At 58.1% G+C, this 15235-nt stretch carries 13 protein-coding genes; all 13 read left to right on the top strand.

Annotated elements, in window-relative coordinates; translation table 11 throughout:
- Window positions 1–287 precede the first annotated feature (287 nt).
- The 13 genes from HDEN_RS02240 (at window position 288) to HDEN_RS02180 (ending at window position 15212) form a co-directional block, all read left to right on the top strand.
- Window positions 288–1058 carry a tyrosine-protein phosphatase gene (locus HDEN_RS02240; RefSeq protein ID WP_013214496.1) on the top strand — a complete coding sequence of 257 codons (771 nt, stop codon included), beginning with the start codon at window positions 288–290 and terminating at the stop codon, window positions 1056–1058.
- The gene (locus tag HDEN_RS02235) at window positions 991–1860 is read left to right on the top strand and encodes a polysaccharide biosynthesis/export family protein (protein ID WP_081446211.1); all 870 of its coding nucleotides are present in this window, start codon (window positions 991–993) and stop codon (window positions 1858–1860) included. Before HDEN_RS02240 ends, HDEN_RS02235 begins: the two co-directional genes overlap by 68 nt.
- A gap of 37 nt (window positions 1861–1897) precedes the next feature.
- On the top strand, window positions 1898–4228 hold the full coding sequence (locus HDEN_RS02230) for a GumC family protein (protein ID WP_013214495.1): 2331 nt from the start codon (window positions 1898–1900) through the stop codon (window positions 4226–4228).
- Window positions 4225–4809: a J domain-containing protein gene (locus HDEN_RS02225; protein WP_013214494.1), complete on the top strand. Its 585-nt coding sequence runs from the start codon at window positions 4225–4227 to the stop codon at window positions 4807–4809. Before HDEN_RS02230 ends, HDEN_RS02225 begins: the two co-directional genes overlap by 4 nt.
- A 38-nt stretch (window positions 4810–4847) precedes the next feature.
- Window positions 4848–6095: a hypothetical protein gene (locus tag HDEN_RS02220; protein ID WP_013214493.1), complete on the top strand. Its 1248-nt coding sequence runs from the start codon at window positions 4848–4850 to the stop codon at window positions 6093–6095.
- 222 nt (window positions 6096–6317) lie between these two features.
- Window positions 6318–7592 carry a lipopolysaccharide biosynthesis protein gene (locus tag HDEN_RS02215; RefSeq protein ID WP_013214492.1) on the top strand — a complete coding sequence of 425 codons (1275 nt, stop codon included), beginning with the start codon at window positions 6318–6320 and terminating at the stop codon, window positions 7590–7592.
- Between the two features lie 5 nt (window positions 7593–7597).
- Window positions 7598–8719, top strand: a complete 1122-nt coding sequence (locus tag HDEN_RS02210) for a glycosyltransferase family 4 protein (RefSeq protein WP_013214491.1) — start codon at window positions 7598–7600, stop codon at window positions 8717–8719.
- 16 nt (window positions 8720–8735) lie between these two features.
- Entirely contained in the window at window positions 8736–9605 is an 870-nt protein-coding gene (locus HDEN_RS02205) for an FkbM family methyltransferase (protein WP_013214490.1), read from the top strand.
- A gap of 17 nt (window positions 9606–9622) precedes the next feature.
- Window positions 9623–10531 carry an FkbM family methyltransferase gene (locus tag HDEN_RS02200; protein ID WP_013214489.1) on the top strand — a complete coding sequence of 303 codons (909 nt, stop codon included), beginning with the start codon at window positions 9623–9625 and terminating at the stop codon, window positions 10529–10531.
- Between the two features lie 8 nt (window positions 10532–10539).
- On the top strand, window positions 10540–11703 hold the full coding sequence (locus tag HDEN_RS02195) for a glycosyltransferase (protein WP_013214488.1): 1164 nt from the start codon (window positions 10540–10542) through the stop codon (window positions 11701–11703).
- Window positions 11700–12839, top strand: coding sequence for a glycosyltransferase (locus HDEN_RS02190; RefSeq protein ID WP_013214487.1), 1140 nt, complete (start codon window positions 11700–11702; stop codon window positions 12837–12839). Before HDEN_RS02195 ends, HDEN_RS02190 begins: the two co-directional genes overlap by 4 nt.
- Window positions 12827–13975 (top strand): glycosyltransferase family 4 protein, encoded by a 1149-nt coding sequence (locus HDEN_RS02185; RefSeq protein WP_013214486.1) that lies wholly within the window; start codon window positions 12827–12829, stop codon window positions 13973–13975. Before HDEN_RS02190 ends, HDEN_RS02185 begins: the two co-directional genes overlap by 13 nt.
- A complete protein-coding gene (locus HDEN_RS02180; RefSeq protein ID WP_013214485.1) occupies window positions 13968–15212 on the top strand; it encodes a glycosyltransferase family 4 protein in 1245 nt (414 codons plus the stop codon). The genes HDEN_RS02185 and HDEN_RS02180 overlap by 8 nt, the downstream gene beginning before the upstream one ends.
- The last annotated feature ends 23 nt before the right edge of the window (window positions 15213–15235 follow it).

Genomic DNA, 15235 nt, shown 5'->3' with positions numbered 1-15235 from the left:
TAAGAATCATTTAAACATAAACGATGACGGCTGTCTCTCCGGATAAAAAAGAGACACACGCAAATTTTCGTGCGCCAGAAAACATCTCTTTGAACTAGAAAAGAAATTCGAAAAACGACACAACATATTGTTTTAACAGAATTTCCAAAAATAGAATTGAGCTTCAAACGGTCCACGCCGAAGCTTTTCAACCTCGGGCGTCGGCTTGACATGGCACCAAAGTAAAATAGTACGTTAAGACTAGTCTGAAAATTTCAGCGACGGCAGTTCGCGATGAGTTGCACGCCATGATCGATCTTCACTGCCACATATTGCCGGGCCTGGATGACGGCGCGTGCGATCTCGAAACGTCGCTTGAAATGGCGCGCATGGCCGTTAGCGAAGGCATCACGGCCATCGCCTGCACATCGCACATCCTTCCCGGCCTCTACCCCAATACCGCCGCGAAGCTGCTCGCCGCGACCGACCATCTGCGCAACGCACTGCATCAGTCTGACATCGCGCTCGATCTCGTCTGCGGCGCTGACGCTCACATGGATGTGCAGTTCACTCAAAAACTCTCACGCCGTGAAATTCCGACCATCGCCGACAGCCGCTACGTCCTTGTCGAACCGCCGTACCATGTCGCGCCGATCCGCATGGAGCAGTTCTTTTTCGAGATCCTTCTCGCAGGATACGTATCGATCCTGACGCATCCGGAACGTCTGCGATGGATTTCCGAGCAGTACTCCATATTCGAGCGGCTCTCCCGCCACGGCGTCTGGATGCAGATCACGGCAGGCTCGCTGACGGGGCGCTTCGGCCGCGAGCCGCGCTATTGGGCAGAGCGCATGATCGACGAGGGACGCGTACACGTCCTTGCGACCGACGCACATGATACGCGCCACCGTCCGCCCGATCTGTCGAAAGGCTTTGAAGCGGCCGCTCGGCGCGTCGGAGAGCGCGAAGCAACACACATGGTTTTGACACGTCCGCGGGGTGTATTAGAGAATGAACCGCCATCCAATCTGCCGTTGCCGGTCGGTCTTCAGAACAAGGCCTTGCAAGACATGGCCTGAACAATCTGCAATCATTCAACGCCGCAAATTCCGCTACCTTTTCGTCGTCGCGACGCTCGCCGTCGGGAGCTTACTGAGCGCTTGCGGCACGACGCTCTCCGAAGCAATTGAAGTCGATCCGTCCCAGGCAACGGTTGCTAAAACGGCGCCAACGGGAACTTCTGCGCCGATTGCAACCAGTAGCATCGCGTTACCGCAACAAGCTTCCCTCGAAGCCGTTCGCCTGACCGCAGCCGCCGATCCAACAAGCTCGGCCTACAAGATCGGCCCGTTGGATCTGCTCGACGTCACTGTGTTTCGAGTGCCTGAGCTCTCCAAGACCGTGCAGGTGGCCGCCGCCGGAACCATCAATCTGCCGCTCGTTGGCGAAGTCCCGGCTGCAGGACGCACGGCGCGCGATGTGGAACGCGATCTCACAAAACGCTTCGGCGGAAAATTCCTGCAGTCTCCACAGGTGAACGTCACGATCAAAGAATACAACAGTCAACGCGTGACGATTGACGGCGCAGTGAAAAAGCCCGGAGTTTACCCGATCCGGGGCGAGACTTCACTTTTGCAGTTGATTGCGACCGCCGAGGGTTTGACGGATACCGCGCAGACTGAAATCGCGGTGTTTCGTAAAGCGGACGGAAAAAGTCAGGCCGCGAAATTCGACCTGGATCAGATCAGATCCGGAAACGCCAAAGATCCCGTGATCGTAGAAGGCGATCTTATCGTCGTCTCCGACTCCTCTCTCAAGACGGCGTACCAAGGCCTGCTCAAGGCTTTGCCGATCACGAGCATGTTCATCACACTCTTATAAGCCAGTCATCTTGATCTGGGACGGACGAGAAAAACGCATGGCGTCTTCCGGCGATGCAAATCAGAACTCCAGAGACGCCAACTCGCGACAGCTCGAGCCCGCATCTGGTCCTCCTGGCGACGTCACCGAAAGCTATCGGCTTTTGCAACCCGCGGGACGCGATCTCGAACCGGACGACCCCGACATCGCGACCAGGATCCGAATCTACCTGCACATCATCAACAAGCGAAAATGGCTAATTCTCGCGATAGCCGCGTGCGTTCTGGCAATCGGCACGACGCGAACGCTGATGATGGCGCCGCTTTATACCTCGACGATCCGCCTGCAGATCGATCGCAATGTCGCAAAAATCGTAGACGGCGGAACAGTCACCCCGGTCGAAGGAACCGATAACGAATTTCTCAAGACTCAATACGAACTGCTTCAAAGCCGGAGCTTGGCGGAGCGCGTCGCATCGGCCGCGGGCTTAACTGACGACGAAAATTTCTTTCGTCCGCGCGAATTTTCATTCTTGGCGGCGGTACGAAATCTCATAAAGACAGACCCTGCCAAGGCCCAACAAAGCCGCGGCACGCGGATTGATGCCGCCGCGGCAATAGTCCAAAGCAACGTCTCCATAAGGCCCGTTGCCGGATCAAGGCTCGTCGACGTCGCTTATTCCGATCCCGACCCCGCGCGCAGCCGGAAAATCGCGTCTGCCTATGCCGACGCGTTCATCGCATCAAATCTCGACAAGCGTTTTGAAGCCAACGCCTACGCCAAGACGTTTCTCGAAGACCAGATCAAGCAGCTGAAACTGAAACTCGAGCAGTCCGAAAAAACCATGCTCGATTTCGCCGAGAAAGAGCAGATCGTCGCGACGAACCAGAGCGCCTCGATCACCGAAGCCGATCTCGGACACGCCAACGTCGCCTTGGGCAATATCACGTCGGAGCGCATTCGAAACGAACAACTCTGGCGCCAGGTCGACGCATCCAACGCGATCAGTTTACCCCAATTTTTGAGCAACGCGATGATTGACGGTCTGCGCGCCAAGCGCAACGATTTCGTGACCAGCTATCAGGAAAAGCTCGAAACGTTCAAACCCGGTTATCCGGAAATGATTCAGATCAGGAATAAAATCGCGGAGATCGACAAGCAGCTTGCCGCCGAAGTCAAAACCATCCGGGCCTCTCTGAAGGGTGCTTATGAGTCGTCCGTCAGTCAGGAGCGAGAGCTGAAGGCACGCGTCGAGCAACTGCGCGCCGATGTTCTCGATGTTCAAAAGCGCTCGATCAAATACAACATCCTGAAACGCGAGGTCGACACCAATCGCGGCCTCTATAATGATCTGCTGCAGCGCTTCAAGGAAGTCGACGTTGCGGGCGGCATCGGAAGCAACAACGTCTTCATTGTCGATAAGGCTAACCTTCCTGGCGCTCCGTCATCGCCAAAGCTCATGCGGGCGATGCTCATCTATCTCCTGATCGGATCTCTCGGCGGGTTCGGCGTCGCCTATCTCCTCGAAGAGTTCGATGATGTCATCGACTCGATCGAGGAAGCCGAGCGCATCGGCGGCCTGCCGACTCTTGGCGTCATCCCGTTCACCAGAACCGAAGGCGGCGCCGAAAACGCACTCGATGACGCACGCTCGCCGTTATCCGAAGCCTACCGCTCGCTTTGCACGTCGCTTCAATTCTCGACGGCACGCGGCATGCCGAAATCACTGCTGATCACCAGCGCCGATCCCGCCGAAGGAAAATCGATAACGTCCCTCGCCATTGCGCAACACTTTTCGCGCCTTGGCCTCAAGGTTCTCCTTGTCGATGCCGACATGCGAAGCCCTTCTCTTCACAAAGCCTTGCGAGCCGATAGTTCCATCGGATTGAGTTCATGCCTGGCCGGCGTCTGCCAGCCGCCCGATGCAATTCAAACGACGGACATAGAAAATCTGGCTTTCCTGCCATCAGGGCCACTGCCGCCAAATGCTGCAGATCTTTTGAGCAGTCCACATCTGATGTCTTTGCTCTCGCTAAGCCTGCAAGCATTTGATCTCGTCGTCATCGACGGCCCCCCCGTTCTCGGCATCGCCGACGCCCCTCTGCTTTCGAACGCGGCGGAAGCAACCGTCTTCGTGATCGGCGCCGGCGTTGCGAGGACAGGGTCCGTCCGCGGTGCGCTCAAACGGCTCGATGTCGCAAAAAGTCCGCTCATCGGCAGCGTCGTAACGCGGTTCGATGTCAAACGAGCGGGCTACGGATACGGGAGATACGGCTACGGGTATGGCTACGGATTTTCCTACGGCGAGCACGCCTTCTCCTATGGCAAATCCGTTCCGCGTTTTGATACCCCGCCTCCGATGGTGCCATCTCGCGAGCATCCGTCATGAGCGATGCGGATGCCTTGAAAACCGCAATCGATCTTTTCTATCTGCCGTCCCAGGTTCGCGCGACACGCACACGTCCTCTCCCGAAGGGCACGAAATTATTATTGCTGATCGCAGCCGGTGATGCCGATGCGATGCGCACAGCACAGGATCTGAGCCGCCGTCCTTCGGCTGCCATTCATGAAGCCGCGACTTTCTTCATCGAGCAAATCCTGCTCGAACACGGCGCCGACGAATATCGCACGCTTGGCCTGGATCACACCGCGCCGATCTCCGAATTGCGGGCTCACATGGCGCTGCTGATGAAATGGCTGCATCCCGACATCAGCAGCGACGACCGTCGATCGGCGATGGCGCGCCAAGTCATACGCGCTTGGAAGCAGATCAACTCGCCCAGCAGCGCAACGCGCCGATCACCAAGCGCAGGAATAGAAACAGCGGCTTCCCAGCATCGCATCACCTATTTTGCAACTCCCCAGCGAGGCACACCCTACCGCGTATCATCCGATGGCTGGCGCATGCGCAAACCCGGATGGATACGAAAGCTTGTCATCGCATTGGCGCGAAAAAGCGCTGTTCCGTGACGCGAATGGACCATCAGCCAAAACATGCGCTGCTGCGAATGCGCGCACGAGGGCAGCGGCGAGCCATCAAAATCGGCACCGCTGCATTGTGCCTCGCGTTAGCGCTGCTCATTCTTTCGAAATCGATGCTCGTCTCGCTATCGTCTGCAGACCCCGAGCTTACAGCTGCATTCGCGACGTCATCATCCGCTGTTCGGTTTGCGTTGGCCAACCAGACGACCGCCAAAGCTCAGAACCAAAATCTGGACCCGCTTTTGAAACAGCAAGCCACGGACTGGACAAGGTCGGCTTTGCGAGACGAGCCGTTCAACGCTCAGGGCCTGGAAATGATGGGCTTGCTCACCGCAAGCGATGCCGATTTCAAGACGGCGGAACGCTTCATGTCCGCAGCATCCCGACAATCGTTACGGCTGCAATCGGCGGCTTACTGGAACTTGAAAAGTAGATTGGCAGCACAAGATTACACAGCAGCTGCTGGCTATGCGGACGCGTTGCTACGCGCCAAACCACAATCCATGCCCGTCCTGATTCCAACACTCGTCGCATTCTCCACAACTCAATCCGGACGCGACGCATTCGAAAAGCTGCTTGCCGAAAATCCACAGTGGCGATGGGCGTTCTTTTGGTATCTCAAAGGCCACATCAAAAATCCGTATGCGCCACTACGGCTCCTTCTGGCGCTGAAAGCGACCTCGCATCCGCCCACGTCGCGAGAAGTCGGAGCGTACCTGCGCATTCTTCTGGACAACAAGCTTTATCCGCTGGCCCATTATAGCTGGCTGCAATTTCTGAGCGCCGATGAACTCACCCGCACCGGCTTACTCAACAATGGATCTTTCGAAGCTCCACCATCCGGATTGCCGTATGACTGGACGATAAATTCTGGCAACGGCGCCACGATCGAAATCACGCCTAGAGACGATCGCCCTGCAGAGCACGCTCTCGCGATCGAACTCGGTCCCGGCCGCGTCAAGTTCCAGCCGACGTCTCAACTGTTGGCGCTGTTGCCAGGGAGATACACGCTGACAGGCATGCTGAGAGGAAACGTACGAGGCCGCAGCGGCTTGATCTGGACAATCGGTTGTCTGCCGAATGCAAAAGCTCTGGCCAAGACCGAACCGCTACTCGGCGAGCGACGCCAGTGGACTCGCTTCTCCGTTGCGTTCGAGGTGCCCGAGGAATGCTCGGCGCAAACCCTTGAGCTTGCGCTGGATGCGCCCTCAGCCTCCGAGCGCATGATCTCCGGCTTTGCGAATTTCGATGACCTGAAAATCTCACGGGATTAGTCCGCCCGCTGCTCAACGCGCCGACCACAGACAAGCGACTTATCAACAACAGAGCTGCACCAATTATCCCGCGAACGGAACATCTCGTTGCTCCATAAGCGGATTAAGTGTTAGTCCTTTTTAATCATTAGACGCTTTCTCTCCCGCGAGGTGAGTTTCACCAAGCGTGCGGTAGCTTTGCGCATTCCCAATCCATCAGTCGCATCAGCGAGTTTCATCTCTTTGAAGTCCATTCCGGCATGGTCAGGTTCCGTTGCGACGAACGTTGTCAATCTCGCATTCGGAGTAGCGACCGGTGTTCTCGCGGCGCGACTTCTTGGTCCGCATGCCCGCGGGGAGCTCGCCGAGATTCAATTCTGGGCAGGCGCAATCGCCGGCCTGGGTATCTGCTCCTTGCCGAGCGCGCTCAGCTATTACATTGCACGCGGTCAAGGCAGCGGATCGATGGCAGGAAGCGCGCTCACCTCTGCCGTTGCCCTGTCCGCACTTTCGCTGATCGGCGGATTGGTCCTTGTCGCTTTCGCGGTCGGGCCCGAACAGCGCAATCTGCAAATCCTCTATTTGCTCGTCTTCCTACCTGCAAACTTCATCGCACTGACGCTCGTGGCGATCGATCACGGACGCCAGGATTTCACGCGCTACAATCTATTCCGCCTGCTGCCGCAAGCGACGTATCTCGCCGGAATGCTGGTGCTGTGGCAACAGTCAGCGTTGAGCGTTCCAACGCTGCTTACCGCTTCGTGGCTCGGAACCGCATTGGTGTGCGCCGGCAGATGGCGTCTGATCAGACCTAGCGCAATCAACCTTCCGCGGTTGAGCGAAATGACGGCGCTGCTGAAAACCGGCATTGAATTTCACGCCACGGCCTTCGCGGGCATTCTTTTTCAGAACGCCGATCGTGTGATCTGCATAACCTATTTCTCGCACGCCGATCTCGGACGTTATGCCGTCGCGCTGGCGCTATCGGGTGCCGGACTTGGCATTGTCTCAAGCGCAACGTCGATCGTGATCTTTCCAAAACTCGCGGCAGCACAAAGCTTCGCCACGCGCCGACACCTCATTCGCAATGCCCTTGGTGCCTCCTGCATCGTTGCGCTGATCATCAATGCGAGCATCGCGCTCGCTATCCCGCTGCTCCTCCCGTTTCTTTTCGGGCAGGACTACGCAGAAGCCGTTCCTGCAGCGATCCTGCTTTGTATTGCGCAAATTCCCATGTGCTTCGTGCAAACGGCGACTGTCGCGCTCCGCGCGCTCGATGACTGGCGCGCAGGACCTTACGCTCAGATGGCTGCGCTGGCAGTTTTTGTACCGTCCGCCGCAACGCTCATTCCGAACTTGGGGCTCGCCGGAATCGCGGCGTCGCTGATGCTTAGCCAGATCGCAGCCTCGATACTGTTACTGCGACGCTTGCAGATCTGCATCGGCCTAGGTGTCGTCCAATGCCTGACGCCGGAGTTCCGCTGGATCGTCGATCGACTTCGCTGGAAAAGTGCTTAGGCTAGATGACAGACTACATTCCCAATCCCGGTTCTCGGCTTTTGCGAATCCTCGTGATCGCGGATTCGAAGATCGCCGTTCCGCCACACGGCTACGGTGGGGCCGAGCGCATATTCGCGCATCTCTGCGAAGGCTTCGCGCGTCGCGGCCATGCCGTGACGCTCATGGCCGCCGAAGGATCAACGAACTACGGACGCCTCGTCACCTACCCGTGGGCCGGCCAAAGCGCCACTGCCTGGCGAGGCTACTGCAAATTCAATTTCGCCGTCCGAAGCCTGCGCGAACTCCTCGCTGGCCATGACGTCGTACTCGCCGGATGCCGCACCGATTACCTATTTCCCTTCCTGCTGGCCGGCACACCTTTGATCTACCGGTTCGGAAATCCGATTGACCGGTCCGACGTAGACCGGTTGCAAAGTACAGCAAAAGGGCCGCTTTCACTCGTCTCGGTCAGCGATCATCAACGCACTGCATTTCCATCGCGACGATGGACCACAATCCATAACAGCACCGCCACCCAGCGGATTGCCTTTTCAGATGAAGTCACCGAAGGCTATCTCGCTTTCGTCGGCCGCCTCACGGCAAACAAAGGCGCCGACATCGCGATCCGCGTCGCGAAGCAAACCGGGCTGCCGCTCAAGATCGCTGGAAATATTTCGGACGAGGCGGGCGGCCGCGAATTCTTCGAACGCGAGATCCGTCCTCATATCGGCGGCAACATCGAGTGGATCGGCGAAATCGCCGACAAACAAAAGTTCGAATTTCTCGCCACCGCCAGAGCCATGCTTGCGCCGATCCAGTGGGACGAACCCTGCGCAAACGTCGTCATGGAATCCCTCGCTTGCGGTACGCCGGTGATAACGACACCACGTGGCTGCATGCCGGAACTCATCCGCAATGGCGTGACGGGCTTCCTCGCGCACGATGAAGATAAAATGGCCCGGGCGGTCATGCGGATCCCGAAAATTTCTCGTTTAGCCTGCCGCAAGGAAGCCGAAAACCGCTTCTCGACCGACCAGATGGTCGAGGCATATCTCGACACCGCACGCGCGCTGATCGCCGAGAAGCAAATGACGTCGCGAAAAGCCGAATTGCTCGCCGTCTCAACTCAACTTTTCCGCAAATAACTTCGAGGTCAACGTCATGAACTCGCACACGACGCTTCGATCCGCTGTCCGCGCCGCCACCCCGTTCGCGGTCTGGCAAACGCTTGGCTTCGTCAAACGCATACCAAGTTATTGGCGCATGGATCGAAGCGAGGCGCTGCGCGTCCGAAACCGCACGCCGGGCCTGCCACTATATATCAAAAACGGCGTCACAGTTTTTCCACCCGAGAGCGTGACGGCATACCTCAACTGGCAGCACCACGGGATCGAGGTCAACGAGTCCTCGCTCGAAGCCAGAGAGTTTCTCGAACTCTCGAAGGGCCGAACGGCGCTGATCGACATTGGCGCTCAGACCGGGTTCATGTCTGCGCTTTTTGCACGCTCACGGTCGAGCGCATGCAACATCCTCTCGGTCGAACCTGACCCGCAAGTGCTGCCGCTGTTGGAACGCGCCGTCACGCTGAACAGCGGTCCACAAACAGAGTGGCGCATCCTGAACGAAGCGGTATCCGACATTTCCGGCCGCCTCATAATGCCGATCAGCAATCGCCTGCACGAAAACGCGATGAAGGCGATCAAAGCATCCGAAATCGACGTGCCGGTGACGACGCTGCCCGATCTCCTGCGCAAAATCGATTGGCGCCCGGACATTATGAAAATCGACGTCGAATCCTTCGAGCACGAGATCATCTGTTCGTCGCTTTCGGTCATCGAACAGATCAAGCCCGCACTGCAGCTCGAAGTCCACTGGCAGATGCTCGGAAAGCGCGGGCGCAACCCATCCAACTTCCTCGCTCCCCTGGCTTCAATGGGATACCGCGGTATTCGCCGCCAATACCGCGACTTGCAGGCCTGGATGCGCGCCGGACGCTCGGAAGCCGTTTCACGTTTCGCGATTGCCGCTTGACGAACGGGAAAACACACATGCTTCAACAGAGCATATTCGGTCATGGCGTCAGGAGCCTGGTCAAGGCATCGCTGCCATCGTCGCTGTTCCGTAAAGCGCGGTTCCTGAAACGTCTTTCGATCTACTACCGCATGGAAACTTCGGATCTCATCCAGCGCGACATGAACGCCGGAGTTGATTGCATATTTTTGAACCGATCGCTTCGCTTACGTCTTCCGGACGATGCACTCGCGCACAACGTCTTCCGCTCCATGGCATTCGAAGCCGAAGAATGGCGTTCGTTTTTAAAACTCGCCTCAGGCTGCCGCGCATTCGTCGACATCGGCGCATCCGGCGGCTTCTTCTCCGCGCTGTTTGCCGCAAGCCGGCCGGAAGCCGTCCAGATTCTGAGCATCGAGCCGGACCCTCCGTCTCGCATCGTGCTCGCAAATGTGCGCGATCGAAATATGCGCGCAAACACGGAATGGATCATCGATGGCCGCGCCGTCGGATCAGCAGAGAAAGCCGAATTCGTATCGTCTGGATACGGTGTGGCGCGCAGCCTTTCGCCCGCCGGAGATGCCGGTACTCAGCGAACCGCCGCCAGAAACGGCCGCCCTTTTGCCCGCATCGAAGTCGAATGCGCCACGCTCCAGAGCATATGCCGCGAGCATGGCGTCGTTCCGGATCTGCTCAAGATCGACATCGAAGGCATGGAGTGGGACCTTGTACGCGCGTCCCTAGATTGGCTCGCGCAGCGGCGGCCTCGCATGCACCTCGAAGTGCATCCCGCATTTATCCGCCGCCAGCACCGCGATCCTCACGTTCTTCTCAAAAACCTCGAGCAAATCGGATACCGCTCGCATGACGGTGCGGCCTGGGCCAGCGCATTCAAACGCGCGAATGGCGACGCCAACTTTCATCTCGACCTCGTGGCCAAGGTCTAGACACAGCGATGCCACGCAAAGACTGCGTCCTCATCGTGTTGATGTCGCTCGCGGCGGAAGGCACGCCCCGTTTGGCGCTCGAGCTCAGCCGCGAATGGATCGACGCTGGGGTGCAGCCGCTCATCGTCGTCATGCAGCGAACCCCCAATGACTTAGCCTCGGATTTCGCCGCACTCGGACTGACGTGCATCGTGCTCGATCTGCCGGACAGAGGCTACGCGCGCTACCTCGCTCTCGCCTACCGCATATTCGCGATAGCACGAGAACATCGCCCGATCGCAATACTGTCAATGCCGCTTGGCTGGCACGCGCTCATTGCCATCGGCGCGCGAATGGCTGGTGTGAAGCGCATCATCGCTCATGTCGGCAATTATCCAAATACCGGCGCGCAAACCGCATTCCGCAAGTTCAAGATTTTGGTGCAGTTAGGTCGCCCTTTCACAGATTGCTTGGTCTGCTGCAGCCACTACGTTCGTACGGGGACGGTGCGCCACTTCGGCGTCAGAGAATCCGAAACGGCCGTCATTTACAACGGATTTCCGGTCGCTTTCGGCAACAGCACGCGCAAGACGCATCGGCAAAGCGATGATGCACCATTTATCATCGGCATGGTCGCGCGGTTGGAAGGGCACAAGGATCAACCCACATTGATCCGGGCCGCTCGCATACTCCGAATGCGTGGACGCAATGTGCGCATCTGGCTCATCGGCGACGGCAGCCGGCGCGACGAATTCGAGTCCCTGATCGCAGCAGAAGACATCGGCGATACAGTCCAACTTCTCGGCATGCGCAAAGACATTCCTGACCTGGTCGAGAAAATGCATGTCTTTGCGTTCTCGACGACGAAGGACGAAGGACTCGGCATCGCCTTGATCGAAGCCATGGCAATCGGAGTGCCGGTTGTTGCAAGCGACGTCGGCGCCTGTCGCGAAGTCTTGGAGGACGGCCGCCTAGGAACGCTCGTCACTCCTGGCGATGCGCTGGCAATGGCAAACGCTATCGATGCCATCATCGCCGACGCGACTTTCGCCGAGGCACGCGCGCACCTCGCCCGAACCCAAGTTGTTCAGACATTCTCGATGGCTGAAATGGCACGCGGCTATTCCGAGTTGCTTGGCCTGCCGTTGCCGGAAAAACCGGAATACGCGCCAATTCCGGACCGCGCCGCATGAAGCGCGTGATGCATGTCATCGCCGGACTCGGGACCGGCGGAACCGAAGTCATGTGCCTGCGCCTCGCGCGGCACTGGCAGGGTCGTTTCGATCAACACGTTCTCGCTTGGGAAGTATCATCGCGAAGCCTGGAACGGGATTTTCAGCAACTCTCGCAAACCAACGTCAGTGTCATCCCACCCGACAAACGAACACACTTACAACGATGGCGATGGATCAGAGAGAAAATCGCACAAGTGAAACCCGACGCGGTATTAATTCACTGCTTCGGCATTCCGCATATCATTTCCGCTGTCGCGGCACACGGTGTAGGCATCAATTCCATCAGCGCGTGGGCCGGGAACCCTCCCTCGCGAAGTTTAATATCAAGACTGCGATTCACCGCAGTTCTATTGGCTTCGCGCGTTGTACAATGCCCCGTCGTGTCATGCTCCTCAGCGGTCGCGCAGGAATTCGGCAAGCTCGGCATCGGGATGCCGGCACGATCCGCAATCGTGCCCAACGCCATCGACGTCGCGGACATTCTTGCAACAGCCCGCAAGTCACGTGACAGCCGGCGCGATCTCACGCCGACGATTGCAATCGTTTCGAGATTGGACGTCATCAAGGACCATGCGACGCTGCTGGATGCCTTCGCGAAAATACACCGCGATATTCCGAACGCGCGCCTTTGGATCATTGGCGATGGCAGCTTGCGAACGTCACTAGAAGCACACGCGCGCAACCTCGGCATCTCCAAATCGACAACGTTTTTTGGCAATCGTACTGACGTCGCAAGTCTGCTGGGACAGGCCGACGTCTTCGCATTCAGCACAACGCGAGACGAAGGATTCGGCATTGTCCTGATCGAAGCGATGGCGGCGGGAATCCCCATCGTTGCGACAGACGTCGCTGCCTGCCGCGAAGTCCTGGCGAATGGAGAAGCCGGACTCCTCGTTGCGCCGTCCGATGCGGACGCATTGGCGCTGGCGCTCTACAACGTGCTGAACACGCCGGAACTGCGCGCACGCATGAGTTCCAACTCGCTCCGTCGCGTTCGCGCAGAGTACAGTATCGAGCGTTGCGCCCAACGCTGGGAAACACAGCTTTTCGGCACACAACAACCCATCGATAGGCTGGTCGAATGCGAATCCTGACGTGCATTGGCGACGCCACGTCACCCGCGGCCTGGAGCGGAACGCCATTCCACTTGTTCCGCGCCGCGCAACAAGCCGGCTTTCTCGACGCCGCCTGGACACTCGATCCGAGACGCTACAGCCTTCGCAGGGCAATGTGGAATATCTGGTCTCAACTGCGTCACGGCGAACGCGGCGGCTTTCAATACAGCGCAGACTTTCTGCACCGCCTACTAAGCCAATCGAGCACAGTTGAATGCGATGCCGAAGTCATCAGCCATTTCCCGCTATTTCCGCCCCCGAAGCACACTGGGCCTGTGAGCTATTACATCGACGCTACGCTCGCGCAGAACTTCGAGGAATACGGTCTCGCGGACAACCGCACCGTCAGCCGCCATATGATGGCCGACGCGATGACACGCGAAAAAGAACGATACACCACAGCAAAACACATTGTTTGCATGAGCCGATGGGCGGCACGCTCCGTGGTCGAGCGCTATCATGTCGATCCCGCGAACGTCCACGTCGTTCCCGCCGGATCGAACTTCGACGCTCCGAACATCTCCGAGCTCAGCGAGGTCAAACCAGCCTCGCTGGCGAAACTGCGGTTGGGATTTCTCGGCAAGGACTGGAAGCGAAAAAATCTGAACTTCATCCTCGAGATTGCCGAATGTCTTCACGCTCGAGGCATGGAAGTCGAAGTTGCCGCCGCTGGTTTCGCAGAAGCCGACGGGCCGCGTCATCACCTGCTCCGGCCTATCGGATACATCGACAAACACAGCGAACCGCAACGCTTCCTCGAATTCATGCGATCATGCCATTTCACGTGCCTCTTCTCATCCGCAGAAGCCTTCGGGATCTCAAATCGCGAAAGCCTGCGCCTCGGAGTTCCAGTGCTTGCAAGCCGCACCGGCGGCATACCGGATACGGTCCCTGAAGGATGCGGGCAACTGTTCGACGCGCGGGCGGACGCGGACGAGATTGCCGACGTCATTGCGGGCTACGTCGATGACCCTGACAGCTACGCAGCGCTGCGCGCTCGCATTGTCGAGCACTCCGCTACGTTTACGTGGGAGTCGGCCGTCGAAAAGTTGGCAGCGATATGGAACGGATCGTCCGACTATTCCTATGAACGCCAGAATTCAGCCAATGCCTGAATCAAGCCAATTAAAATTCGCGGTTCTGCAACCCGGCGCACGCTTGCATTACGCCGTACCAGCGATCCTCGAACGCGCGGGCATGCTCCAGCGTTTCTACACCGATTTCTGCGCCAGCGTCGGAGCGGGTCGCTTCGCGGAGCGCTTGTGGCCCGCTCGACTTCGACCATCATTCGCCCGCCGTATGCTCGGGAGAAAGCTTCCGGCAAATCTCACGTCCGAGAACGTGCGTCAGGTGAGCAGCACAGTCGTCACCGCACACATCGCCAGCAAGATCGGATTGAGCGCCATCTGGGGATCGATTTCGCAAGCCGTGATGAAGTGTGCGCGGAACGACAAGTTGGGCGGTGCCAACGCCATCTATACCGTCATCGTCAACGACGACGTCGAATTTTGCGAGGAAGCGAAGGCGCGCGGCTTTCGCATCGTTCATGAGGCGATGCTCAATCCCGATATCGGCTGGCATCTCGCCGAAGAGCATCAGCGCTTCCCGGAAGTCCCCTGGAACATTCCATCATTCACAGCAATCGATGAAGGCCGAGCGCGCGACCGGCGCAAGTATGAAGTCGCAGACTTGATCCTCGTACCATCCGAGTTCGTTTATCATTCCGTCATCGCACTCGGCGCCGATCCAAAGAAGGTTGAACTCGTTCCTTACGGCGTTGACGCCAGCTGGCTCGCCACCGAACCGAACACGATACCTGGCCGCGTCCTATTTGTCGGGACCGTCGGACTTCTCAAAGGAAGTCATTACCTCGCTGCCGCCGCCCGTCTGCTCCGCGAACGCAACGTGCCATGCGAGATTCGCGTCGTCGGTCCCGTCACGAACGCACAAAGGTCCGAGCCGCTTTTCGAAGGTCCAACCTACGTCGGACAAGTTCCGCGAACGTCGGTCCAGCACGAGTTTCTTGCAGCAGATGTGTTTGTCCTTCCGACATTGTCCGATGGCTTCGCACTGGCGCATCTTGAGGCTCTTGCCTGTGCCGTTCCGGTCATCACGACACCGAACTGCGGCTCCGTCGTGCGTGATGGACAAGATGGTATCATCGTCCCGATACGAAACCCGGAAGCCTTGGCCGACGCGATCGAGCGCGTCGTTGCCAATCGCGATCTGCGTCAACGCATGTCTCGGAGTGCGCGCGACCGCGCCCAAGAATTCACGTGGGAGAGATACGGCGAACGCCTGATCAATGCGTGCTCAAAGCTCGAACCCGCCTGCGCGGACAAACTTCCATGAAATCCCGGCAACACATGCGGCGA

This window comes from Hyphomicrobium denitrificans ATCC 51888, assembly GCF_000143145.1.
GTDB lineage: Bacteria > Pseudomonadota > Alphaproteobacteria > Rhizobiales > Hyphomicrobiaceae > Hyphomicrobium_B > Hyphomicrobium_B denitrificans.
The sequence above is the reverse complement of the archived record's forward strand: the minus strand, read 5'-3'. Positions and strand labels throughout refer to the sequence as shown.

Bases quoted from the DNA above. Each gene is read 5' to 3' on its own strand.
- HDEN_RS02200 (WP_013214489.1), top strand. From the start codon at position 9,623: ATGCTTCAACAGAGCATATTCGGTCATGGCGTCAGGAGCCTGGTCAAG.
- HDEN_RS02210 (WP_013214491.1), top strand. From the start codon at position 7,598: ATGACAGACTACATTCCCAATCCCGGTTCTCGGCTTTTGCGAATCCTC.
- HDEN_RS02240 (WP_013214496.1), top strand. From the start codon at position 288: ATGATCGATCTTCACTGCCACATATTGCCGGGCCTGGATGACGGCGCG.
- HDEN_RS02205 (WP_013214490.1), top strand. From the start codon at position 8,736: ATGAACTCGCACACGACGCTTCGATCCGCTGTCCGCGCCGCCACCCCG.
- HDEN_RS02225 (WP_013214494.1), top strand. From the start codon at position 4,225: ATGAGCGATGCGGATGCCTTGAAAACCGCAATCGATCTTTTCTATCTG.
- HDEN_RS02230 (WP_013214495.1), top strand. From the start codon at position 1,898: ATGGCGTCTTCCGGCGATGCAAATCAGAACTCCAGAGACGCCAACTCG.
- HDEN_RS02180 (WP_013214485.1), top strand. From the start codon at position 13,968: ATGCCTGAATCAAGCCAATTAAAATTCGCGGTTCTGCAACCCGGCGCA.
- HDEN_RS02190 (WP_013214487.1), top strand. From the start codon at position 11,700: ATGAAGCGCGTGATGCATGTCATCGCCGGACTCGGGACCGGCGGAACC.
- HDEN_RS02220 (WP_013214493.1), top strand. From the start codon at position 4,848: ATGCGCGCACGAGGGCAGCGGCGAGCCATCAAAATCGGCACCGCTGCA.
- HDEN_RS02185 (WP_013214486.1), top strand. From the start codon at position 12,827: ATGCGAATCCTGACGTGCATTGGCGACGCCACGTCACCCGCGGCCTGG.
- HDEN_RS02235 (WP_081446211.1), top strand. From the start codon at position 991: ATGAACCGCCATCCAATCTGCCGTTGCCGGTCGGTCTTCAGAACAAGG.
- HDEN_RS02195 (WP_013214488.1), top strand. From the start codon at position 10,540: ATGCCACGCAAAGACTGCGTCCTCATCGTGTTGATGTCGCTCGCGGCG.